The sequence below is a fragment of the Micromonospora sp. NPDC127501 genome, assembly GCF_040302185.1.
In the GTDB taxonomy this organism is placed as follows: domain Bacteria; phylum Actinomycetota; class Actinomycetes; order Mycobacteriales; family Micromonosporaceae; genus Micromonospora.
Genome location: NZ_JBEORJ010000001.1, coordinates 168183 through 191951 on the forward strand (window position 1 = coordinate 168183; position 23769 = coordinate 191951).

19 protein-coding genes are annotated in these 23769 nt (G+C 72.3%); 11 read left to right on the top strand and 8 right to left on the bottom strand.

The window, feature by feature from the left end; all coding sequences use genetic code 11:
• Nucleotides 1-14 precede the first annotated feature (14 nt).
• From ABTW72_RS00685 to ABTW72_RS00695, 3 genes are all read right to left on the bottom strand, one after another.
• Nucleotides 15-1475, bottom strand: a complete 1461-nt coding sequence (locus ABTW72_RS00685; protein ID WP_350852334.1) for a dynamin family protein — start codon at nucleotides 1473-1475, stop codon at nucleotides 15-17.
• A complete protein-coding gene (locus ABTW72_RS00690) occupies nucleotides 1472-3328 on the bottom strand; it encodes a dynamin family protein (protein WP_350853918.1) in 1857 nt (618 codons plus the stop codon). Before ABTW72_RS00690 ends, ABTW72_RS00685 begins: the two co-directional genes overlap by 4 nt.
• Before the next feature lie 115 nt (nucleotides 3329-3443).
• On the bottom strand, nucleotides 3444-4325 hold the full coding sequence (locus ABTW72_RS00695; RefSeq protein ID WP_350852337.1) for an IniB N-terminal domain-containing protein: 882 nt from the start codon (nucleotides 4323-4325) through the stop codon (nucleotides 3444-3446).
• A 300-nt stretch (nucleotides 4326-4625) separates the two neighbouring features.
• Between ABTW72_RS00695 and ABTW72_RS00700 the strand changes: the two genes are divergently transcribed.
• From ABTW72_RS00700 to ABTW72_RS00730, 7 genes are all read left to right on the top strand, one after another.
• Nucleotides 4626-5885 (top strand): Hsp70 family protein, encoded by a 1260-nt coding sequence (locus tag ABTW72_RS00700; RefSeq protein ID WP_350852339.1) that lies wholly within the window; start codon nucleotides 4626-4628, stop codon nucleotides 5883-5885.
• Nucleotides 5886-5890: 5 nt separating this feature from the next.
• Entirely contained in the window at nucleotides 5891-8452 is a 2562-nt protein-coding gene (locus tag ABTW72_RS00705; protein WP_350852342.1) for a helix-turn-helix transcriptional regulator, read from the top strand.
• Nucleotides 8449-10401, top strand: a complete 1953-nt coding sequence (locus tag ABTW72_RS00710; protein ID WP_350852345.1) for a sensor histidine kinase — start codon at nucleotides 8449-8451, stop codon at nucleotides 10399-10401. The genes ABTW72_RS00705 and ABTW72_RS00710 overlap by 4 nt, the downstream gene beginning before the upstream one ends.
• Entirely contained in the window at nucleotides 10398-10847 is a 450-nt protein-coding gene (locus tag ABTW72_RS00715; RefSeq protein WP_350852348.1) for a roadblock/LC7 domain-containing protein, read from the top strand. The genes ABTW72_RS00710 and ABTW72_RS00715 overlap by 4 nt, the downstream gene beginning before the upstream one ends.
• Complete coding sequence (locus ABTW72_RS00720) at nucleotides 10825-11205, top strand: DUF742 domain-containing protein (RefSeq protein ID WP_091399588.1); 381 nt, start codon at nucleotides 10825-10827, stop codon at nucleotides 11203-11205. The genes ABTW72_RS00715 and ABTW72_RS00720 overlap by 23 nt, the downstream gene beginning before the upstream one ends.
• 74 nt (nucleotides 11206-11279) lie before the next feature.
• The gene (locus ABTW72_RS00725) at nucleotides 11280-12017 is read left to right on the top strand and encodes a cellulose binding domain-containing protein (RefSeq protein ID WP_350852351.1); all 738 of its coding nucleotides are present in this window, start codon (nucleotides 11280-11282) and stop codon (nucleotides 12015-12017) included.
• Between the two features lie 101 nt (nucleotides 12018-12118).
• Nucleotides 12119-14035, top strand: a complete 1917-nt coding sequence (locus ABTW72_RS00730; RefSeq protein ID WP_350852354.1) for a glycerophosphodiester phosphodiesterase — start codon at nucleotides 12119-12121, stop codon at nucleotides 14033-14035.
• A 50-nt stretch (nucleotides 14036-14085) separates the two neighbouring features.
• Here the strand turns inward: ABTW72_RS00730 and ABTW72_RS00735 are convergent, their stop codons facing one another.
• From ABTW72_RS00735 to ABTW72_RS00750, 4 genes are all read right to left on the bottom strand, one after another.
• Complete coding sequence (locus ABTW72_RS00735; protein WP_350852357.1) at nucleotides 14086-14682, bottom strand: hypothetical protein; 597 nt, start codon at nucleotides 14680-14682, stop codon at nucleotides 14086-14088.
• 179 nt (nucleotides 14683-14861) lie between these two features.
• The gene (locus tag ABTW72_RS00740) at nucleotides 14862-15425 is read right to left on the bottom strand and encodes a GerMN domain-containing protein (RefSeq protein ID WP_350852360.1); all 564 of its coding nucleotides are present in this window, start codon (nucleotides 15423-15425) and stop codon (nucleotides 14862-14864) included.
• Nucleotides 15422-16777: a sensor histidine kinase gene (locus ABTW72_RS00745; RefSeq protein ID WP_350852363.1), complete on the bottom strand. Its 1356-nt coding sequence runs from the start codon at nucleotides 16775-16777 to the stop codon at nucleotides 15422-15424. The genes ABTW72_RS00740 and ABTW72_RS00745 overlap by 4 nt, the downstream gene beginning before the upstream one ends.
• Complete coding sequence (locus ABTW72_RS00750) at nucleotides 16774-17463, bottom strand: response regulator transcription factor (protein ID WP_350852366.1); 690 nt, start codon at nucleotides 17461-17463, stop codon at nucleotides 16774-16776. Before ABTW72_RS00750 ends, ABTW72_RS00745 begins: the two co-directional genes overlap by 4 nt.
• A gap of 152 nt (nucleotides 17464-17615) precedes the next feature.
• Between ABTW72_RS00750 and ABTW72_RS00755 the strand changes: the two genes are divergently transcribed.
• From ABTW72_RS00755 to helR, 4 genes are all read left to right on the top strand, one after another.
• Entirely contained in the window at nucleotides 17616-17945 is a 330-nt protein-coding gene (locus ABTW72_RS00755; RefSeq protein ID WP_350852369.1) for an STAS domain-containing protein, read from the top strand.
• The gene (locus ABTW72_RS00760; protein ID WP_350852372.1) at nucleotides 17942-18556 is read left to right on the top strand and encodes an STAS domain-containing protein; all 615 of its coding nucleotides are present in this window, start codon (nucleotides 17942-17944) and stop codon (nucleotides 18554-18556) included. Before ABTW72_RS00755 ends, ABTW72_RS00760 begins: the two co-directional genes overlap by 4 nt.
• 49 nt (nucleotides 18557-18605) lie before the next feature.
• Nucleotides 18606-18986, top strand: coding sequence for a YccF domain-containing protein (locus tag ABTW72_RS00765; RefSeq protein WP_181541254.1), 381 nt, complete (start codon nucleotides 18606-18608; stop codon nucleotides 18984-18986).
• Between the two features lie 154 nt (nucleotides 18987-19140).
• Nucleotides 19141-21276 carry an RNA polymerase recycling motor ATPase HelR gene (helR, locus tag ABTW72_RS00770; protein WP_350852375.1) on the top strand — a complete coding sequence of 712 codons (2136 nt, stop codon included), beginning with the start codon at nucleotides 19141-19143 and terminating at the stop codon, nucleotides 21274-21276.
• A 136-nt stretch (nucleotides 21277-21412) separates the two neighbouring features.
• Here helR and ABTW72_RS00775 read toward each other — a convergent pair whose 3' ends face one another.
• Nucleotides 21413-23494: a PQQ-dependent sugar dehydrogenase gene (locus tag ABTW72_RS00775; protein ID WP_350852377.1), complete on the bottom strand. Its 2082-nt coding sequence runs from the start codon at nucleotides 23492-23494 to the stop codon at nucleotides 21413-21415.
• Nucleotides 23495-23769: the final 275 nt, after the last annotated feature.

Below are 23769 nucleotides of genomic sequence, written 5' to 3' on the forward strand. Positions count from 1 at the left end.
CCCTCACGGTGCGCTCAGCGCCCGCCCGCGGCCAGCTCGGCGATCATCCCTTCGCAACTGCGGACCACGACCTGAGCGCCGCGCCGCTGCGCCAACGGGAGCAGAGGATCCTCCGCCCGGTCCCGCCACCGCCACTGCGCCTCGGCGGCGACCTCCCAGAGCTGCCGCACGTCGGCCTCATGCTCGACACCGAGCCGAGCCGCGAGGCCCACCCCGTCCCCGCCGACCAGCCGTTGCGCCTCGGCGGCCAACTCCGCGTCGAACCCCAGCCGGGTGTTCCGCAGCGCCACCAGCAGGCGCAGCTCCCGGAACTCGTGCGCACCGGCGAGGATCTGCTCCACCGCGCCGACCAGCTCGGTGGACCCCCGGGTGGGCTCGGCCCGCAGCAGCGCCTCCACCGCGGCCAGCGCGGACCGCGCCTTCAGGGCGTCGCGGCGATCGATGAAACAACGCGTCACCGACTCGCGCAGTTCGGTGAGACCGCTGCGCCGAATCAACTCCGCGGAGAGCTTCACCCGGCTGTCGAACCCGCTGCGCACCAGCGTGGCCGCCAGCCGGACGCCGAAGACCCCGAACCGGCCCAGCAGCGCGGCGCGCACCTCGGTGTCCAGCCGTACCGGCAGCTCACCGCGGAGGAAGCGGTCGGCGGAGATGAGGTGCGCGTCCAGCTCGACCCGGGGCACCTGCGCCAGGGTCGCGAGCGCGGCGAAGTCCGATTCACCGAGCATCCGGCCGGCCAGGCCGATCATGCCGCTGCACGCCACGACGTTGACGCTGAGCGCGTTCACCCTGGGGTCGCGGTAGTGCCGGCGAGCGAGCTGGCGGGCCGTGAGCAGACCGTCGATCCGGCCGCCGCCGGTCTCGTCGGCGCGGGACAACACCATGATCACGTTGACCGGGGCGGACTGTCCGACGGCACTGTCCCGTGCGGACTCCAGCACCCGCAGGTCACTGTCGCGACCGTCGCGGGTCAGGTACAACACCGCGTCCGAGTCGCGCAGCACCCGCTCCAACACCGGCGCCCGGCCCTGCTCGGCGCCGCCGGTGACCGCCGGGGTGTCGATCAGCGTGATCTGCCGCAGCGCCCGCGTCGGCCACCGCACCACGATGTCCCGCACCTCCCCCGCACCCCAGCCCAGATCCACCCGCAGCCCGGTCGCCGACTTCACCACTGCCAACTCCTGCGGTGGCTGCCCGACCGGGTAGGCAATGGCACGCGGCGCGGCCCCGTCCTCGTACCAGGTGAAGGCCCCGTCCGCCCGCTCGACCGGCGCGACCTCCTCGCCCATCAACGCGTTGAGCACCGTCGACTTGCCCGACCGCCACGGGCCGACGATGGCGATCCGCAGCGGCTGTTCCAACCTGGCCACCTGTTGCCGAAGCTCAGCGACGGCCCGGGGATTGTCCTGGTACAGCTCGATGGCCTGGTGCAGCAACCCCCACGCCGCCTCGTCCAGGCGCACTCCCACCGTCATGCCTGCGGCTCCAGCAGCAGCGGGGCGGAACGGGCACCGGTCAACTGCTGAGCCTGCTCGTACACCGCCGCCAACCGGGTCATCTTCAACCGGATCTCGCGCTGCCGCTGCTCGCGCAGGGAGGCGTCGGTGTCGGCCTCCTGCTTCGCGCTGCGGAACGACTGCACGATGGCTTCCTGGAGCTCCTCGGTCAGCCCCGTGAAGTGGTCCCGCAGCATCCGCTGCACCTGCCGGGCGGCGTCGCGACAGTCTCGGATGATCCGGACGAAGAAGTCGTCGACATGCCGCTGGATGGCCGTCTTGACCGTCGCCTGCCGACGTCGGAGCAACTGCTTGCTCTCGTCACGGATGCTCTTTCCACCGAAGAGCGCCCCGATGCCGACCGAGACCGGATTGATCATCGGCATGCCGGCCAGGGTGGTCGCCAGACCGAACATCAGCATGCCGCCGTACGAGCCCTTCATGCCGGTGAACAACTTCTGGCCGGTGGTGAACCGGTCGATCGTCGGCCGTTGCAGCTCGGGCAGTCGCTCGCCGATGTCGTCCGGCATCGTCATCGACCAGGGCGGCAGCACGTCGTAGCCGTACCGGTCGAAGTTGGCGGCCACCCGCCGGGCGATCCAGTCACAGCGCTGGATCAGCCACTCGTGGTTCGCCTCCGCCGCCTCCACCAGGCTGCGCTCCAGCCAGTCCTGGAAGGTGTCCCAGGCGACCAACGGGTCGGCGGTGTCGAACGCCTCGTCCACCGCGCGCAGGATCTGTCGGGTCCGGTCACGCAGGTCGTACTCGAGGTCGGCGAGCAGGTCGGTGATCTCGTCGGTCAACGTGTTCTGCCACCGGGTGGAGCACCGGCGCAGCTCGTCGACCTCGCGCTGCGCCGCGTGCAGCCGGGAGATCGGCCCGGACTGCTCCTCGGCCTCCTGGGTCGCCAACTCGGCGCGCAGCGGCGCCGCCAACTGCTCCACCACCGTCCGGGCCACCGTCTGCACCGCCGCCCGGGCCAGGTGGTCGGCCTTGCCGGCCAGGTCGCGTTGCAGGCGGGCGATCAGCGCGGGGAAACCCGACTCGGCGTTGAGCCCGCGGTCGTCGGCCGCGGCCGCGCGCAGTCGCAGCGCCGCCGAGACCGGGATCAGCGTCGCCGGAACGCCCGCCTCGGCCAGGTGCTGCCGGTTGCGCTCGGCGACCGTACGCCAGTCCGCCACCAGATCGGTCTTGCTCTGCACCACCACCACGTTCGGATGCGAACGCGTGATGTGCAGCAGCATGTTCAGCTCGGCGACCGACAACTCCCGAGTGGAGTCGGAGACCAGCAGCACGGTGTCCGCGCGGGCCGGCGCCGCGACCGGAGCGGCGGCGCCGATGCCGGTGACCTCGTCGGTGCCGGGAGTGTCCACCAGCACCAGCCCGGCACCGAGCAGGGCGCGGGGCAGTCCGATCTCGACGTACGCCGGGCCGCCGCCCGGCCGACGTCCGACCAGGCCGGCCACCCCCGCCGCGACCTGGTTGAGCGCCACCGGGGTCCGCTCGACGGCCACCGCGTCGGCGGTGCCGGTGGGATGCCCCGGCGCTGGTGGCGGCGCCTGCGCCACCGCCGCGGTGGGGGCCTCGGCGTGCCGCACGACGGTCGGCAGGACGGTCGTCCGACCGTCGCCGACCGGGCAGGCCGGAGCGTTGATGATCGCGTTGATCAGCTGACTCTTACCCTGGTTCGGCTCACCGATGACCAGGACACGCAGCGTCGGGTCCAGCAGTTGCGCACGCTTCTGCCGCACCGTCTGAAGTAGGTCACCGCGACCGTGTGCAGTGCACGTGCGGGCGATCTCGTCCAGCACGTCCAACCAGATCCCGGCCATCACCGCACCAAGTGTGCGGATTTCGGCTCAATTATCAAGAGGGACCGGATGTGGAACCGGGAAGGGCCGGATCGCCCGAGACGATCCGACCCTCCGCTCCGACCGGAGATCCGGATCAGAGCAGACCGCCGGTGATACCCAGCAGCCCGTGATCAGACGAGGCGTGTGAGTCGCCGAGCACACCATCGGTGACCCCACCGGTCACGTCACCGACCGTGTCGGTGACACCGGGGAGGAGGCTGTCCACCTGGTGCGTCACGCCGCCCACCGTCGACGGCACGTCGAGCGGCGGGACCCCGCCGACGACACCGTCGCCGTGCCCGAGGCCCAGCCCGTTGAGGGTGTCGTCGACACCCAGCGAGCTGACGACCCCGCCGAGCTGACCGTGGGTGCCGGAGAGGACACCACCGGTCAGGTCGCCGCCGATCAGGTTCGAGTCGGTGACGCCGAGCAGACCGCTCGGGTCGCCGACGGTGCCGGTCACGTCACCGATCACGGGGTCCGCGATCGCGTCCACCGGCTGCACCACGTCGGCGTCGAGGGTGTGCGCCACGTCGGCGACACCGGCCAGGTCGGTGTCGAGGCCCGACGGACCGACACCCAGACCGATGCCCGGCAGCACGGTGACCCCGGCGGCGGCGGTCGACGGGTCGACCGCGATGGCGCCGAGCACGCCGGCCTTGACGTCCACGCCACTGGGCGAGCTGGTGATGCTGATCTGCTGCGCCACGCTCTGCAACTGACCCACCACATCCGTGGTGTCGGTGAGCAGCGGGTCCAGCCCGAGCTGCTCGACCGGCGAGGCCAACGGCGCGAGGCCCGCCCCCGGCGCGTAGTCGACGACCAGCGGCACGACGTCCTGCACGTCGGCGGCGGTGATGTCGGTGAGCCCGGCGCCCCGCAACGCGCCCTCGGGGTCGAGGTCGAAGGCCGACCGCGCGTCCGGGTTCGTCAGTAGGTCGAGCACGAAGTCGTGGAGCGTCTGCTGCGAGTCCATGTGCCGGTTCTCCTCGGATATGGCATTGGCGGGTGTCGTACGTCGACGGTGACGACGCTATTGCCGGGGCCCGCCCCCGGGCATCGGGGTTGAACCCGCATCCGGGGCGGTTGAACTAGGGGCTCCGCCACCTCGTACGTTAGGGGGACAGGGGGAAACCGTCCCGACGAGATTAGGGTCCCGACCAGGGACTGATCTCTGGTACGAACGTAGGAGCCCGCGGGGTTCGCCGGGGGTGGGTCGTCGGGCAGCCGACGCCATCGCCACCGACCGGCCGACTCACGGGGAGAGACAGAGACGATGCCGTACGTCCTGGGGATAGACATCGGAAGCAGCAACACGGCCGCCGCCGTCGCACGGCGACGCGGCGCGACCTGGACCCGTCCCGAGGCCGTCCCGCTGAGCGCCGGCTCACCTCTCATGCCGTCGGTGTTGTGCCTGGCCGAGGACGGTTCGCTGCGCGTCGGCGAGCCGGTGACCGACGACGGCAGCCGCACCACCCGGGACTTCGTCCACCGGATCGGCGACGACGTGCCGGTGCTGCTCGGGGGCGAGCCGTGCGCGCCGCAGACGCTGACCGCCGAGCTGGCGGCGTGGGTGGTGGAGCGGGTCCACGCCATCGAGGGTGGGGCGGCCGAGGCGATCGTGCTCAGCCACCCGGCGGGGTGGCGCCCCTACCGGCGGGAGGTGCTGCACCGCGCCCTGTCGGACCTCGGCCTACGGCACGTGACGTTGCTGCCCCGCACGGTCACCGTCGCCGAGAGCCACGCCGCTCGCGGGTTCGGGGGCAGCACGGCCGTGGTCTACGCCCTGGGGGGCAACAGTTTCGAGGCGGCTCTGGTGCGCCGGACCCCGCGAGGTACGTACGAGACGTTCGGCACCCCGCAGGGCCTCGACTCGATCGGCGGCGCCGACTTCGACGAGGCGCTCGCCGAGCACGCTCGTACCGTGCTGGCCCGGGAGTTGGCCGCGACCGGGCGTCGCGGGGCCCAGGCCGCGCTGCGCGGGCTGCGCGCGGAGTGTGACCGGGTCAAGCGGGTGCTGACCGTCGACCTCACGGCCGACGTGGTGCTGACCCTGCCGAGCGGCCCGGCGCGGGTGCCGGTGACCCGGGCACAGTTCGAGGCCATGATCCGCCCGACGGTGCAGGCCACCGTCGACCTCCTGCTCCGGGCCGTGCGCAGTGCCGACCTGACTCCGGCGCAGCTCGACGGCGTCCTGCTGGCCGGTGGCTCCACCCGGGTCCCGCTCGTGACCGAGCTGATCGGCGCGGCCCTCCCGGTGCCCGTCGAGGTGGAGCCGGACGCACAGTTGACCGCCGCCACCGGGGCGGCGATGGCCGCCTGTCAGGTGGTGTCACCACGCCCTCGCCAGCCGCCGCCGGCCCGTGTTCCGGCCCCGGTCAGCGGTGCCGGGCGGGCCACCCTCCCGGCACCACGCCGAGCCCATCACACCGTTCCGGGCGATCCGCCACCGCGGCCCCCGGTCCGGGTCCTCCCACTGGAACTGCCGAAGCCGTCCCGCCTGGCGCTGGCCCGCGGTCGTGGACGCGAAGGATGACCCCGATGATCATGAATGACCTCGCCGCACCAGGGTTGACCCTGGACAAGGGGTTGCAGGCGCTACTGGACACGGTCGCGCAGGACCCGACCGGCCCGCTCGCCGTCGGCGTCGCCGGCCCGGCCGGTCACGGAAAGACAGCGCTCCTCGCCGCGCTGGAGCGCATTCACCAGCGCGCCGGCATCGCCGTCCGCACGGCCGCCCCCGAGCCGGATGAGCCGGTCGACCCCGACACGGTGGTGCTGGTCGACGACGCACACCTGCTCGACGACGCGCGGACCGAAGCGCTGCTGCGTCTGGTCGCCGGCCGGCGACACCGGTTGGTGGTGGCCCACCGCCCATGGCCTCGCTCAGCGGCGTTCAGTGAGCTGGTCGACGCCCTGCGACGCGACGGGCAGGCCGTGCTGCTCACGCCGTTCACCCGGGAGCAGACCGCCGCATACCTCGCGGCCACACCCGAGCTGGGCCGCCCCGCCGACCTGGTCGACTTCGTCCACACGCAGACCGCCGGCGTACCCCGGGACGTGGAACGGCTGGCCCGCGGTCTGGTCGGCGCGGAGACCCGGCCCGGCACGGTGGACCCACCCCGGTCCGTCATCCTCGAATTCGGGCCGGACCTGGACGTCCAGCCCGCCGCGGTACGACGACTGCTGCTCGCTGTCGCGGCCGGCGGGGCGTTGCCGGTGAGCATGCTCGGCGCGCTGCTGGGTCGGGACCCGGCCGGAGTGGACGAACTGATCGCCACGACCAGGGCGGCCGGGCTGCTCGGCGCGGACGGCCGGCTCGCGCCGATCGTCCGGCGGGCCGTCGCGACACTCAGCCCCACCACCGAACGGACAGCGGTCTGGCGGCGGCTCACCGAGTTGCAGCTCGCCCGGGGTGGCGCGGTGCTGCCGCTGGTCCGCTCCCTGCTCGCGGTCGGCGCGCTCGGCGACTGCCCGGCCGCGACCCTGGCCGCCGCGGCGGACGAGGCTCTGGCCGACGAGCCGGCGTTCGCCGCCGAGCTGTTCGCGGCGGCCACGGCGGCCGGGCGGCCACCCAACGCGCGGCAGGCGCTCGCCGCCGCGCTCGCCGGTGACCTCGACGACGCGCTTCGGCTGGCGGACCGACTGCTGGCCACGGCCGCTCCCCCGGAACGTTCCGAGGCGGCCGTGGTCGCCGCCACCGCCCTGGCCCACCGTGGTCACGTCGGTCGCAGCGTCGAGCTGTTCCGGTGGTCGGGCACCGCCTCGGCGGCGGCGTTCGCCATCGTCGGCGGGCTGGCCACCGGTGACCCGGCCGCCAGCACCGAGTCACCGGCGGGTGACCCGGCGGGCGAGCCCCCGACCCTGCACGCCAGTGCCGCCCGACTGATGGCCAACGGTGTACGGGAGAGCGTGACCGGCCCGCCGACCGCCGCGCTCTCCGCGCTCGTGCAGGCCGCCGCGCTGCTGGAGCCGGACGGCCGGGCGGCGCTGCTGCCGGACAGCCCGGCGGCCCTCGCCGCGCTGACGGCGGTGCACTGCGGTGAGCTGGAGATCGCCGAGCGGGTGCTGCACCGCGCCCTGGGCGCCGGTGTCGGCGGCCCGCTGATGGCCCGCCGCCACCGGCTGTTGCAGGCCTGGATCCTGATGGTCCGTGGCGACATCCACGCGGCCGGCGAGCGGCTCGCCACGGTGACGCTCGACGGGCGGCCACTGGAGTCACGCGACCAGCTCTTCGCCGCAGCGATCCGGATGGGCATCGGCCGGCGCAACAGCGACCTCGGGGCGCTCAAACGGGGTTGGGGGCAGGCGCTGGAGGCCGTGGTGCGGCACCCCGTCGACCTGTTCACCCTGTTGCCGTTGGGTGAGCTGGCCATCGCGGGCGCGCGGCTGGGTGACCTGGCCCGCCTGGAGCCGTACCTGCACCAGGGGCGTGCGCTGCTCGACCGCCTCGACAACCCACCACTGTGGAGTGTGCCGCTGCACTGGAGCGGGCTGCACGCCGCCATCCTGACCGGCGAACCGGCGATCGCCGACGAACACGTCGCGGCGTTGCTCGCCGCCGCTGGCCACAGCCGGTACGCGGCCGTTGTCGCCGCCGCCGCGGAGAGCTGGGTGGAGGTGCTCCGGGGGGTCGTCGACCCGACCCGGGTGGAGGCCGCCGCCCGAGGGCTGCACGACACCGGGTTGTGCTGGGACGGCGCCCGCCTCGCCGGGCAGGCCGCCATCCGCACCGCGGACCGGCGGGCGATGACGACACTGCTGGAGTGCGCCCGAGCGTTGCAGGGGCGGCCCTCCGGTGGGCAGAGCGGGCAGACACCGACGACCGGTGCGAGCACGGCACGGGTCGCCGGCCCGACGCAGCACGGTCTCAGCGACCGCGAGTACGAGGTCGCCGAGCTGGTGCTGGCCGGATTGACCTATCGGGAGATCGGCGATCGGCTCTTCATCTCGGCCAAGACCGTCGAACACCACGTGGCGCGGATGCGCAGCCGGCTCAACTGTGCCAACCGCACCGAACTGCTGGCGCTGCTGCGCACCCTCGTCGCCGACCGGGCCAGCGACACGGCCGGGCAACCGTGGCCGCAGCGGGCGACCCGATGACCCGTAACGACGTTCGGCTGATCCGGACCAGGCTGGCCGTGCTGGCCGCCGTGCTGATCACGCTCTGGTCGTACGCGGCCTACGTGTCCAGCCAGGATGCCGTCGACCTGCTGCGCGTCCGGGCGCTGGCGGACACGCTGGGCCAGCCCATCGACCGCCTGATTCTGAGCCTGCAGACGGAACGCCGGATCACCGCCGAGACGATCGCCGGGACGGGGCAGACGCCCCCCGCGCTGGTCGGGGCCCGCGAAGGCACCGACCGGGCCGCCGCCGAGATCCGCGAGTTCACCAAGGGCGGCGACCTCCGGTTGCTCAGCGCCGGCGCCGTCCGCGACCGGGCCGGCGAGCTGGTCCGACGGCTCGACGGCCTGGGCACGACCCGATCCCAGGTGGACGCCGGGGGGCTCGACCAGGGCGCGGCAGTCGACGGGTACGACGAGGTCATCGACGTCGCCTTCCGGGTGTACGGCCCGGAGTGGGGCGCGTACGAGAGCGGGTTGGCCGCCGACACCCGCGCGGTGATCGCGCTGGCCCGCGCCCGGGAGTTGCTCGCCCGGGAGGACACAGTGGTCAGCGCGGCCCTGACCGGCGCACGGCTCGGCGCCGACGAGCGGCGTCGGCTGACCGCACTGGTCAGCATCCAGCGGTACGCGCGCGCCGAGGCCGCGGCCGGGCTTCCGGCCGACGGCCAGGCCGAGCATCAGCGCCTCGCGGCCGGCCCCGAGTTCGCGGCTCTGCTCGCCCTGGAGGACCGGCTGCTGCTCCAGCCCGGCACCGCCGACGCCCTGGCCGGTCTCACCATCCAGGGCTGGCGGGCCGCGGCGGACGCCGCCCTCGGCGCGCTGCAGACACTGGTGACGGACACCGCCCGCAGCAGCGTCGAGCGGGCCACCCCCGGTGCCGCCGTGCTCATCGCCCGTACCGGGGCCGTCGTGGGTCTCGGCCTCATCGTCGTGATCGTGCTCCTGCTGAGCTGGGCGGGCACCGTCCGACGCCTGACCGACGAGCTGACCAGGACCGGCGCCGACCCTCCGGCTCCGGAGCCAGAGACGCCGGCCCCAGTCCAGGAACCGGCGACGCCGGGGGGTGACGCCGAGCGGGAGTTGTTCCTGGGGCTGACCCGACGCAACCAGGTCCTGCTGCGCGACCAGCTCAGCCTGCTGGACGGGATGCAACGTCGGGAACGGCCCACCGAGGAGACCGGCGAGCTGTTCCAACTCGACCACCTCACCACCCGGGTCCGCCGCAACGTGGAGAAACTGATCACGCTGGCCGGCGCGACACCTGCCCGCCGCTGGCGACGCCCGGTGCCACTGCTCGACGTGGCGCGCGGCGCGGTCGCCGAGGTGCCGGACTACCACCGGGTCCTGATCGCGCCGCACTGGCCGTGGTCACTCGCGGGGCCGGCCGTCACGGACGTCATCCACCTGCTGGCGGAGTTGATCGAGAACGCCCTGGCCTTCTCCGGGGCGGAGACCACCGTCCGGGTCAGCGGCGAACAGCGACCGCAGGGGTGTGCCGTCCTCGTCGTCGACGACGGGCCCGGCCTGGACGCCGCCGCGCTGGCCGAGGCGAACCACCTGCTCGGCAATCCCCCATTGGACGGCCCGCCCGCGGGCCTCGCCGGCTGGTACGCCGCCGCCGTACTGGCCGGCCGCTGCGGCGCCCACGTCTCGCTACGCCCCAGCCGGCGCGGCGGGACGGCCGCCATCGTGCTTCTGCCCTCCCGGCTGATCACGGTCGCCGACACCGGGCGCGCACCGACAGACGCACCACCCGACAGCCCGTACCCACCGGCCCGCACCGGCACCGACCTGACCGACCCCAACGGCAACGGCACGCTGCCGACACGGGTCCGCCACCCCGGACCGACCGGCCCGCAACACGGCAGGACCAGCCTCGACACGGTTGAGTTGCCAGTCGCCAGAACAGCAAGGAGACAACAATGACGCCTGCAGTGGTCACCGAGGACGGCCTGACCGACGCCCTGAACAACCTGGTCGATCGGGTGCACGGTGCGGAGTTCGCCGTGGTGCTCTCACCGGACGGGCTGCCGCTCGGCGGCTCGCGGCGGGTGGGGGCGAAGCTGGCCGAGCAGATCTCCGGCGTGGTCGCCGGACTGATCGCGTTGGGGCTGGCCGCCACCCGGACCTGTGACGCGGGTCGGCTGCGTCAGGTCGTGGTGCAGATGTCGCGAGCGTTCCTGTTCATCGCCACCATCCCGAACGGGACCATCCTCACCGTGCGGATCGCCGGTGACGACGTCGAGGTCGGTGACATGGCGTACGAGGTGGCGCTCTTCGTGGGGCAGGCCGAGCAGCACCTGCCGATCACGCTGGGCCCGGCCTCCTCGGTGACGATCGGGGACACTGGTGCACACCAGCGGCACCACTGACGAGGCGTGGTACGACGACGACGCGGGCCCGGTCGCCCGGCCCTACACGATGACCGGGGGGCGCACCGCGCCCGCACGCGGCCAGTTCGACCTGATCTCGCTGGTCGTCGCCCGGAGGGGGGTCACGCCCCCCACACCGCTCTTCCCCGAACAGGCGCGGATCGTCGAGTTGTGTCACCATCCAGTGTCGGTGGCCGAGGTGGGTGCCGAGTTGGATCTTCCGCTGGGGACGGTCCGGGTCCTGCTCGGTGACCTGCTCGCGGCCGGGCTGATCGAGACGCACGAACCGCCGATGCTGTCGGAGCTGCCGACCGAGGATCTGCTCGAGGCGATACTCGTCGGGCTTCGCGGGTTGTGACCGGGCAGGTGCCACCCGCGACCGGGACGGGTCGTGGGCGCGCACCCGGCGACGAACTGAAGGAGAGACTGGCAGTGCCGGCAACACCACCCCAGCCACGCCGTACCGTGGCGATCATCCTGCTGGATCGGGTCGTGGCCCTCGTCACGGCCGCACGGCGGGTGCTCACCGGTCGGGAGGACGTCTCGCGGGCCACCTGGGTGGCCGTCGTCGCGGCGCTCGGGGTGCTGATCGCGACGGCCGTGTCCGTCGTCGGGGTGCTGCGTACGCCGGAGAAGCTGACGCCGGTGACCCTCGACCCGCCGCCGTCGGTCGAGCAGGTGGGCGCGTCGCCGTCCGGTAGCCCCCGCGGGCAGGCGCGACCGGCGGTCACCAGCCCCGCGGTGCCCGCTTCCCCGCCCGCCTCGGCCACCTCGGCCCCACCGGCCGTCACGTCGTCGACCAGGCCCACGCCGACCGGCGCTACCGCCGAACCCACCCCGGCGGCCCTGGGCGCGGACTTCGCCATCACGGACAATGCCCTGCTCAGCTACGGCGCGACCGTGACGATCAGCAATCCCGGCTCGGTCCCGGCCCCGGGGTGGACGCTGGTCGTCACCCTGCCGCGAGAGTCGCTGGGGATCAGCGGGGTCGAGGGGGCGCAGGCCAGCCGGGACGGTGCGGTGTGGACGTTCGTGCCGGACCCGAACACCGGTCAGGTGCCTGGCAGCGCCTCCGTCCGGGTGGCGTTCCGGGTCAACGGCTCGTTGACCGGTTCCGCCCCCAAGGCGTGCACGATCGACGGGGTCGCCTGCTCCGGCCTGCCGAACTGACCAACCCGGGACGCCCCGATCGAGCGCGGTACATCCGGCGTTCCGGCGGCAGCCATGCTTGATTGATCATCAGTTCGGGCGCGCTTCGTACCGTCGCGACCATGACTGTCCTACCCGCATCACCGTCGCCTCGCCGCGCCGGGTCACGCCTCGGCGCCCTGGGTACCCGGGCCGCCGCCTCCGTCGCCGCTCTCGCCGTCACCGGCGCTGCCGTCGCGGTCGCCGTCGGGACCTCGTCACCCGCCACCGCCGAGCCGGGCAGCGTCGTCGTCTCGGAGAACTTCTCGGCCGGGTCGCTGCCCGCCGGTTGGCACGCGGTCGACGGCACCTGGAAGGTCGAGAACGGCCGACTGTACGGAACCTCCGCCAGCTCCAGCGAGAACAACAAGATCACTTTCGGTCGGCACCTGAACGACTTCCGCCTCGAGGCCACCATGCGCTTCGAGTCGGTCTCGGCCGCCACCCGCTGGGCCTCGCTCGGCATCGACGTGCCCGCCAACGGCGCGACCCCCTGGTGGATCGCCACCATGCGCAGCGGCACCACCGCCGCCAACGGGCTCGAATTCGCCCAGCGGACCACGGCCAACGCCTGGGTCGTGACGAACACCGCCTCCGCCCCGTCCGCCGCCGGCACCGGCCGGGACGTGCGCGTCGCCGTCGAGGTGCACGGCAACCAGGCCCGCTGGATCTTCGACGGGCGGGAGGCGATGCGGACCAGCAGCCTCCAGCGTTCCGCCGACGGCGTCCAGGGGCTCTTCGTCAACGGTGCGACCGTGTCGTACGACGACGTCACCGTCACCGAGCTGGCGCCGAACGGCTACCTGCGCCCCGAGGGCAGCCCGTTCACCGTTATCGCCCACCGGGGCGCGTCCGCCGCCGCACCGGAGAACACCCTCGTCGCCCAGGAGATCGCCCGCAAGGGCGGGGCCGACTGGATCGAGAACGACGTCCAGCCGAGCAAGGACGGCATCCCGTTCATCCTGCACGACGGCACCGTCGACCGGACCACCGACGGCACCGGCAACATCCGGGACCTGACCGCCGCGCAGATCAAGGCCCTCGACGCCGGCTCCTGGTTCGGCCCGCAGTACGTCGGCGAGCGGGTCCCCACCCTCGCGGAGCAGCTCGCCGACCTGCGGACGCGGGGCGGCAACCTGCTGGTGGAGATCAAGGGCAGGCACAGCCGGGACGAGGTCGCCACGATCATCCAGGTGATCCGGGACGAGCAGATGATGGGCCGGGTCTTCATCCAGAGCTTCGAGGTCGACGCCCTGAAGTACACCTACGAGATCGCCCCCGAGCTGCCGCTCGGCCTGCTCCGCAGCACCCTGGACGCCGACCCGGTGGCGATCGCGAAGGAGCTGCACCTGACCGCGTACAACCCGGACGGCAACGCTCTGTTGGCCAAGCCGGAGGTCGTCGCCCCGCTGCACACCGCCGGGGTCGCCGTGATGGCCTGGACGATGGACTCCGCCGGCCTGTGGCAGCGGCTGGAGCGGATCGGCACCGACGCGATCATCACCAACCGCGCGGCGGAGCTGGTCGGCTGGAACTCGGCGTTCGTCCAGCGGGCCTCCGCCGACCCGACCGTGCAGATCACCTCGCCGGCCAACGGGGCTCGACTGGACCGGGCGCAGTCCCCGGTGATCGCGGTCGCCGCGACCAACGCGGACACCGTCACCGTGACGCTGGACGGTAAGAAGTCGGCCGCCGGGCGCAAGCTCGACCTCGCCAAGCTGACCGCCGGCCGGCACACCATCACCACCGAGGCGACCGGGCCCGAGGGCACCGCCACCGCGACCGGCACCTTCACCGTGACGGTGAGCCAGGCCGGCCTCGGCTACCTGATCCTCACCTCGGGCGCGGACCCGGCCGCCGCCACCGCGATGACCATCAAGCTGGCGCACGCCCAGTACGCCGAGCTGGCCACCTACGCCGACCGGCAGGCCGGCAAGCTGGTGCCGGCCGAGGTCGCCAGCGTCATCGCCGCCGACGCCCGCACCCTCGCTCTGAAGTAGCGGTTCGAAGGGTGGCGCCGGTCCGACGGCGTCGGCGCCACCCCGAATCCTCAGTGGATGGCGACGGGCGATCCGGCAGACTCGCCCTGCTGTCGCACCAGCGGCAGCACCGGGGCCAACGCCAGCGCCATGCACAGGCCGCCGATGGGAAGCAGGTCGAGGGTGACCGCCGGCAGGACGATGCCGGCGAGGAGCAGCGGCACACTCCACCACGGCAGCCGTCGTCGGGCGGCGAGCATGCCCGTGAGGAGGAGCAACCCGAGGAAGAAGAACTGGGGTACGACATCGTAGAAGGCCACCTCCACGCCGGGGATGTCCTTGAATTCCGCACCGAGCCGGGACATCTCCGCCCGGTCCTCGGCCAGCAGGCCCTCGACGATGTCCGCACCGAACTGCACCATCGTCGCGGCGAGGCCGACCAACGTGGCGGCCACCACCCCGGTGCGCCACGGACTGCGGGGCAGCAGGCGGGACAGCACGAGCACACCCGGGACGAAGCACACCATGCCGGCGAGAGCGACCAGGTGGGCGGCCTGCCAGTCGAGCCCGGGGCCGTACACCCCGTCGGATCTTGCCCACAGCCGGACCAGGCCGTAGGCCACGATGCCGACCGGTCCGGCGATGACGTAGAGCGCAGCGCGTTTCATGCCAGCCAGCATGTGGCCGCCGACCCCGGCCGACCTCCGGGAGGTTCCCTCGGGTCGCCCTGGCTTTCGTCTCAGGTCTTCCACGGAGCGACCCCGAGACGCGCCACCGCGCAACGGTCGTCGCTTGCCGCACGACCGCCCCGTCGACGTCGGGGTGTACGTCCGCCCGGTGCGCGCGCTCAGCGGTCGCTGATGAGGGGGGCGTAGTCGCCGCGGGTGAGTGGCCTGCTGGACAGGGAGCCGTCGGCCCGGGGCACGCCGAGAGCCTTGCCGTCGCGCAGGAAGGCCACTGTGGAGACGTCCTCGCGGCTGGTGAGAGTGCAGACGATCTGCCCGAAGGCGAGGACCTCGTCGCTGCGACCGCCCACCTCTGCGGGCTCGTCCACGGTGACGAGGGCCTGCGTGCCGGTCACTGTCGCGCGGGCGGCGTTGACCGCCCCGGGCAACGCGCTGGTCAGATCGCTGCCCCGTTCGGCCCCGCTGGGCCCGGCGAGCAGATGCCGCAACTGGTCCGCAATGGTGGGTGCGCTGTCGACCCGCCGGACCACGGGGACGATGCGGTTGTCCCGGACCAGGCAGAGGGTCTCGGCGGCACTACCGGCCGGCGCGGTGGTGTCGGCGGGAGCGGCGCTGCTCAGCGGCCCTCGTGGGGGCGGCACCGTGCGTGGGGTGTCGTCGGTGGGGATGCCACATCCGGTCAGCAGCACAGCGAGGACCAACGGGACGAGACGACGGTGCCTCACGACAGGCTCCCCGGCAGGGTGACCCGGAAACAGGCGCCCCCGCCCGGACGGTCGGCGACCGTCACCTGGCCCGCGTGCGCGGCGGCGTGCTGGGCTACCAACGCCAGTCCCAGGCCGGTGCCGTCACCGGCGCCACGGGTGTGGGCTGCTCGCCCCCGGACGAACCGGTCGAAGATCGCCTCGCGGTCCTCGACGGGAACGCCCGGACCGTCATCGTCGACCTCGATGACGCCGCTGTCCCCGTCCCGGTCCAGGCGAACCGCCACCGGGCCACCACCGTAGGTGACGGCGTTGTCGAGCAGGTTCGCCAGGACCTGGGCGATCCGCCGCCGCTCGACCTGCCACGTCGGGGGCACGTCCGGTGCCAGGCGGACGAGGGTGCCCGGCAGGTCGTACGCGTCGCAGGCCTCCCGGGCCAGCTCCACCACGTCCACCGGGGCACGGTGGGCCGGCTGGTCACTGCGGGCCAGGTCGATCAGGTCGTTGACGAGCCGTTGAAAACGGTCGATCTCGTCGGCGACGAGCCCGGCGGCGGTGGCCGTCCGTTCGTCCTGGTGTTCCCGGCGGCGGGCCAGGACGCTGGCCGCCGCCGCGAGGGTCTGCAACGGGGAACGCAGTTCGTGGCTGACGTCGGCGGCGAACCGGCGGTCCCGTTCGATGCGCAGGGCGAGGCGGTCGACCATCTGGTTGAACGACGAGGAGAGGCGGGTGAGGTCACTGTCGGTGGCCGGGTCGAGCCGGGCTGTGAAGTCACCGGCGGCGATCTTCTCGGCCGCGTCGGCGACCGCTGTCAGCGGCCGTAACCCGTGCCGGGTGGCGTACCAGGCGAGGGTGGCGCCGGACCCGGCGACCAGCACCGCGACGCTGGTCAGCGCGAGGGCCAGCACCCGGAAGGTCTGCTCCAGCTCGCGCAGCGAGTTGACCTCGAAGTAGGTCGCGGACGCGGACAGCGGCACCCCGACCACCAGGGCGGGTTGCCCGTCGACGCGGACACGCTGCACGGCCGGCTCCCCGGCGGAGACGACCCGCAGCAGTTCGGTGGGGATGGCGGCAGTGGTGCCGGGATCGGCGGCTCGCGCGTACCACTCGCCGTTGAGGTGCAGCACCGGTCGACGGCTTCCGCCGGTGTCCAACGACCGGAGCACCTCCACCACGTCCGGGGTGTCGGTGTCGAGGCCGGCATGCACCACGGCCGCGTCGAAGTAGGCGGCCCTCAGGGCGATGCGTTCGCGGTCGTCGAGCAGGGAGCGGCGGGTCAACTCGTAGGAGATCAGGGCCATCGACGCCGAGAGCAGAAGCGCGCCGACGGCGAACGCGGCAGTCACCCGGGTGCGCAGTCCGAGGCGTCTCATCGTTGCAGCTTGTAGCCCAGGCCCCGCAGGGTGACCAGGTGCCGGGGGTTCGCCGGATCCGGCTCGATCTTCTGCCGCAGGCGACCGACGTGCACGTCGACGAGCCGTTCGTCGCCGCTGTCGTAGCCCCAGACCCGTTGCAGCAACTGCTGGCGGGACAGCACCCGACCGGCGTGCTCGGCCAGCTCGCAGAGCAGCCGGAACTCGGTGCGGGTGACAGTGACCTGTCGGCCGGCGCAACGCACCTCCCCCGCCTCCGGACTGATCTCCAACTCCCCGAAGGCGACCGCCGGCACGGGCTCCGGCGTCGAGGTCGTGACCACCGGCCGGGCGCGGCGGCGCAGAGCCCGCAGGCGGGCGGTCAGCTCCCGGATGGCCACGGGTTTGACCACGTAGTCGTCGGCGCCGGCTTCGAGAGCGGCGACGATGTCGTCGGTGCCGTCGCGGGCGCTGACCACCACGATCGGGACGTCGTCGTCACGGCGCAGCTGCCGGATGCACTCGAAGCCGTCGAGGCCGGGCAGCATCAGGTCGACGAGCACGTAGTCGGCCGGGTGGTGACGTTGGGCGCGCAGGCCCTCCTCGGCCGTGGCCGCGCCGAGGGCGTCGTAGCCCTCGTCCTCGAGTGCGAGCAGCAGCGCGAGCCGGATGCGGTCGTCGTCCTCGATCACCAGTACGGCCGTCATCCCGGAATCATCCTCGGCCGACCGCCGGGCGGCCAACCGTGCCCGCCAGCCGGCGGTTTTGTCACACAACTGTCACAGAGCCTTGCAGTGACCGCCAACCCCGCCCAGCACGGTGGAGAGGGAGCGAGGGGCGACGGAGAGGGGGTACGGCAATGGCGACGCCGGTGCTGCCCGCGAGGTACACGCTGCCGCTGGTCGAGGTTCGCGTCACCGAACTCGATCTGGCCTGTCTGCCGGAGGTCGGCGCGGTGTTCGACCGACTGCTGGCGCTGCGTCCCGCACAGGTCGTGCTCGACCTGTCCGACTGCCAGCACCTCGACGCCGCCGCCATCGGCCTGCTGCTCGACGTGCACCGGCGGCTGACTCGCGTCGACGCGGCCCTCACCGTCCGCGGTGCGAGCCCCCGGGTTCGGCGCATCCTGCACATCACCCGCCTGGATCAGGTGCTCCCGATCGTGAGCGAGGAAGGACCAGCAGCATGACCGTCGTCCCGGACGAGTATCTGATGACCCTCATCTGCGACACCTGCGGCGAGACCATCCGCGGCACCGCCTGCGTGCTCCCCGACGCCGAGGTCGTGTGGACCCTGGTGGCCGAGCACGGTTGGAGCGGTTCCCCCTTCGCCACCGGGCCGCACCGCTGCCCGCACTGCAGCCTCCTGCCCGCCTCGACCGGTGGCCACGCGTCGCGCGACGACCACGGCCCCGGCGGCATCCTCGGCATCGACCACCTCGACGGCACGACAGTAATCGCCGCCACGGGTGACATCGACCTCGACACCGGCGACAACCTGCGTACGGCGCTGCGGCACGTGGCCGAGGTGGGCGGGCACGTCGTGGTGGACCTGAGCCGGGTGCACATCATCGACTCGACCGGCCTCGGTCTGCTCGTCCGCGCCCATCGTGATGCTCGCGAACGCGGTGTCACGCTCTGCCTCGCCGCGCCGTCGCGATTCATCCGCACCGTCCTGCACACCATGCGTCTGGACGGGGCTTTCCCGATCTTCGACAGCCGCGACGACGCCCTCGCCCAGTTGTCCGACGGTGGCGAAAGGACCCTCCCCGAGGGCCACGCGGTGGCCGTTCCCCGCTGAGGGAACGGGGCGAACCGACCGGGTGGCGAGCATGTTTCATGCTGGAGTAATGATTCGTTTCGTACTGAATGTGCTGTGGCTCGTCTTCGGCGGTGGCCTCGTGCTGGCGGTCGGCTACGGCATCGCCGCACTGATCTGCTTCGTCCTGGTCATCACCATCCCGTTCGGCGTCGCGTCGCTGCGCCTCGCGGTCTACTCGCTGTGGCCCTTCGGCCGCACCCTGGTGCCCAAGCCGGGCGCGGGCGTCGGCTCCGGCCTGGCGAACATCCTCTGGGTGGTGCTGGCCGGATGGTGGCTGGCGCTCTCCCACATCCTCGCGGGCATCGCCCTCTGCGTCACGATCATCGGGATCCCGTTCGGCATCGCCAACTTCAAGCTCGTCCCGGCCGCGTTCTGGCCCCTCGGCCGCGAGGTCCTCGACGTGCCCTGAACGCGGAAAACGGGAGACACCTGGTCTCCCGCCACTTCTAACTTATACCGCACTGGGGGGCTTGCGGCAAGACCCCGTTTATGACGCAGAATCGTCGGCCGAGGCCAAATTCTGCCGAAATGGAAGTCATGAATTGGATTCCTTGCCTACCTCCGTGTTCGAACTTCCCGATCACCTCGCCGCCAAGGCCGACCCGGCGCTCATCGCCCACGACGAGCGGCACTTCGAGGCCATGACGCAGGGCCTCGCGCAGCTGAGCGCCGAGCTGTCCGACCGTCTGGACGCCGCCCGCCGGGCGCCCGGAGGCAAGGGCCGGCAGGCCGTCGACCGGGACGAGGAGGTCCGCCGGCTGACCGCCCGCCTGCGCTCGCTGAGCCGCTACGGACTGGACCTGTGCCTCGGCCACGTGGTCGAGGCGGACAACCCGGAGCCGGTGTACGTCGGACGTCGCGGTCTCACCGACAGCACCGGCCGGCGGCTGCTGCTCGACTGGCGCTCACCCGCCGCCGAGCCGTTCTTCGGCGCGACCCACGCCAAGCCGATGGGCCTGGCGAGCCGCCGCCGGTACCGCTGGACCCGCGGCCGGATCAGCGACTACTGGGACGAGGTGTTCACCCCGGACGGGTTCGTGGGGCACGCCGTCGCGCTCGACGACCAGTCCGCCTTCATCGCCAGTCTGGGCAGCGCCCGGTCGGCCCGGATGCGCGACGTGCTCAGCACGATCCAGGCGGACCAGGACGCCATCATCCGGGCGGGATCGGCCGGTGCCCTCGTGGTCGACGGCGGTCCGGGCACCGGCAAGACCGTCGTCGCCCTGCACCGCACCGCGTACCTGCTCTACTCCGACCCACGCCTCGGTCAGCGCCGGGGTGGGGTGCTCTTCGTGGGACCGCACCAGCCCTACCTGGCCTACGTCGCCGACGTCCTGCCCAGCCTCGGAGAGGAGGACGTGCAGACCTGCACCCTGCGCGACCTCGTCCCCGAGGGTTCCACCGCAGCCGCCGACACCGACCCGGACGTGGCCCGGCTGAAGTCCTCGGCCGAACTGGTCCGGGCGATCGACGCGGCCGTCCGGTTCTACGAGGACCCACCGACCGCCCCGGCGACGATCACGGTCGGCGACTCCGACGTCCGCCTGAGCGCCGACGACTGGGCCGACGCGTTCCAGGCGCCGGGTCCGGGCACCCCGCACAACGAGGCGCGCGAGGAGATCTGGGAGGAGCTGCTCACCATCCTCATCGACCGGTACGACGGCGAGGAGCCGGACGACGTGCTCCGCGACTCGCTCCTGCGTAACCGGGAGCTGCGGGCGACGGTCAACCGCGCCTGGCCGTTGCTCGACGCGGCCGATCTCGTGGGTGACCTGTGGTCGGTGCCCGCGTACCTGCGCAGGTGCGCGCCGTGGCTCAGTGCCGAGGAGGTCCGCAAGCTGCAACGCGACGAGCCCCGGGCCTGGACCGTGTCAGATCTGCCGCTGCTCGACGCGGCGCGGCAGCGACTCGGCGACGCGGAGCGGTCGGGACGCACCCGTCGGCGTGACCCGGCCGCCGCTGTCGAACGCGAGCACATGGCCCGGGTCGTCGACGAGCTGCTCGCCGCCGACACCTACGACGACGGCGAGGGTCTGCTGGCGATGCTGCGCCAACCCGACCTGCGCGACGTCCTGGTCGACGAGTCCGCGCTGCCGGACGCCGACCCGGACCTGCTGGCCGGCCCGTTCGCGCACATCGTCGTGGACGAGGCCCAGGAGCTGACCGACGCCCAGTGGCAGATGCTGCTGGCGCGCTGCCCGTCACGCAGCTTCACCATTGTGGGAGACCGCGCCCAGGCCCGGCACGGGTTCACCGAGTCGTGGCCGGAACGCCTCAAGCGGGTCGGGCTCGACCGGGTCACAGTGGCCTCGTTGAGCATCAACTACCGGACGCCAGCGGAGGTCATGGCGGAGGCCGAACCGGTCATCCGGGCCGTGCTCCCCGACGCCAACGTGCCGACCTCCATTCGTGGCAACGGACTTCCCGTCGTCCACGGATCGGTCGCCGACCTGCCGTCGATCCTCGACACCTGGCTCGCCGCGCACGCCGACGGGATCGCCTGCGTCATCGGCGACCCGACGCTCCCGCCCACCGCCCGGGTCCGGTCACTGAGCCCGGAGCAGGCCAAGGGGCTGGAGTTCGACCTGGTCGTCCTCGTCGACCCGGAAACGTTCGGCACCGGCATCTCGGGGGCGGTCGACCGTTACGTCGCGATGACCCGGGCCACCCAGCAACTCGTGCTCCTGACCAGCGACTGAGGGCGTGCCGCCCGACCGGGTCCGGGAGTCCCCGGACCGTGTCGCACTCATCGGCGGGATACCGCTGAGGAATATCCATCCCTCAGCGGTATCCCGCTCTCCAGCCCCATCACCCGTACTGCACAGCGATCAGGGCCTAGTTGCCGAGCGTGACGTGCAGGATCCTCTCGTTGCTGTTGTTCGGGGTGCTGTCCTTGTCACCGACGTTTGTGGTGGTCAGCCACAGCCCCCCGTCGGGAGCCGGCTCCACCGTCCGCAACCGACCGTAGGTGCCACTGAAGTACGTCTGCACGTTCGTCAGGCTGCTGCCGCTGATCACCGCGCGGTACATCCGAGCGCCCCGGGCGCAGGCCACGTAGAGCGCGTCGCGCACGATCGTGATGCCGGAGCAGGACCCTTCGGCGGTGGGATAGGTGCGCGCCGGCGCGATGAACCCGGCCGTACCGCAGGCGCCACTGGTGCCCTCGCATGCCGGCCAGCCGTAGTTGCCACCCTTGGTGATCAGGTTGGTCTCGTCCATGACCGAGTTGCCGAACTCCTGCTCCCACAGCCGGCCCTGCGAGTCGAACGCCAGCCCCTGCGGGTTGCGGTGGCCGTAGCTCCACACGTAGTTGCCGAACGGGTTGTCCGAGGGGACGGTGCCGTCCGGGTTGAGCCGCAGGATCTTGCCTTCGAGGCTGGACCGGTCCTGGGCGTAGTTGCCGTTCTGGGCGTCGCCGGTGCTGGCGTACAGCTTGCCGTCCGGGCCGAACCGCAGGCGACCACCGTCGTGGTACTTGTTACGCCGGATGCCGCTGAGGAGGACCTGCTCGCTGGCGGTGTTGAGTCGCCCGTTCTCCAGCCTGATCCGGACGACGCGGTTGTCGCTCGGCGAGGTGTGCATGATGTACAGCCAGCGGTCGCTGGAGTAGCTGGCCGAGATGGCGAGCCCCAACAGGCCACCCTCACCGTCGGTGCTCTGCACGTTCGGCACCGTGCCCAGGTTGGTCTTGGCCCCGGTGGTCGGGTTGAGCTGGATGATGTCGTGCGCGTCGCGGCGGTTGTAGAGCACGCTGCCGTCCGGCAACGTCACCAGACCCCACGGGATGTCGGTGTCGGTGGTGACCTGCCGCACCCCGCACACCGGGTTGGCGCACGCCGCGCCGGTGGTCACCGTCGCGGTGCCGCTGCGCGACGAGGCGTTGTCCTGCGCGTCCCGAGCCACCACGTAGTACTGGTAGGAGGTGTTCGCCGCCAGACCGCTGTCGGTGAACGTGGTCGCCGGCGGCGCGCCGGTGACCGTTCCCACCTTCGCGCCGGCCCGGTAGACGTCGTACGCCCGCACCCCGATGTTGTCGGTCGACGCGGTCCAGCGCAGCGTCACGGTGGTGCCCGACGCGGTGCCGGTGAGCTGTTGCGGCGCCGTCGGTGGCTGACCGTCGGCCTGACAGGGCGGCGGAGTGATCGACACGGTGGCGCTCGCCTGCGACACGTTGCCGGCGGCGTCGCGGGCGTTGACGTACAGGCCCCAGGTCGCCCCGGGCACCACTGTGAGGTTGGTGGAGAGCGTCGTGCCGCTCACCGACGTCATCAGTTGGCCGTCGTGGTAGATGTCGTAGAAGGCCACCGCGACGTTGTCCGTCGAGGCGTTCCACGCGAACGTCACCGAGTTGCAGGTCAGGCCACTGACCCGTGGGCTGCCCGGCGCGGTCGGCGGCTGACTGTCGGCGCTGCCGAGGGACGTCGTCCACCGCTGGTTGGACTGCCCGTTGCAGGTCCATAGGCCGACGGTGGTGCTGTTGGCGGTGCCCGCGCCGGTCACGTCCAGGCACAGGCCGGACTGGACCCCGACGATCGTCCCGGAGCTGGTGATCCGCCAGCGTTGGTTGGCGCCGCCGGTGCAACCGTTGATCTGCAGCGCGGCCGGGGCGGTGGTGTCCTGGCCGACCACGTCCAGGCACATCGTGTCGTCGTAGACCCGCAGCTCACCACTTGAGGTGAAGGTCCACGCCTGGTTGGCCTGGCCGTTGCAGTCGTAGATGTTGATGCCGGCACCGGCGGTCCTGACGTTGCCGACCACGTCCAGGCAACGACCGCTGGCCACGCCGACGACGGTCGACGGCGCCGCGGCGGCCGCCGGCACACCGACGGCCAGGCTCAGCAGCGTCACCGCCGCCATCGCCACCGGCAACAGCCGCCGTCGTGGGCGGGGTGGGTTTCTCCGCGCGATGACTCGCATCCGTCCTCCAGGCTCAGGGCATCGACCGGCCCACCCGGACGACGAAGCGCCCGACCACGCCGAACAGACACATCGACCATCAAAGATGTGCTCGCCACACATGTCAAACGATGTCCCCCGATCGGTGGGCAAACCCGCAGATCGCGTACGGGGCGACGGCGGCACTTCTCGGCGTACCCGCTTCCTCCTCAGGTCGTAGACGTAGTGCCGTCCTGCGCCAGATGGCGGAGGGCGATCGCTCGAACAGGCTTGTCTCCAAGGCATCGGGTGACGCC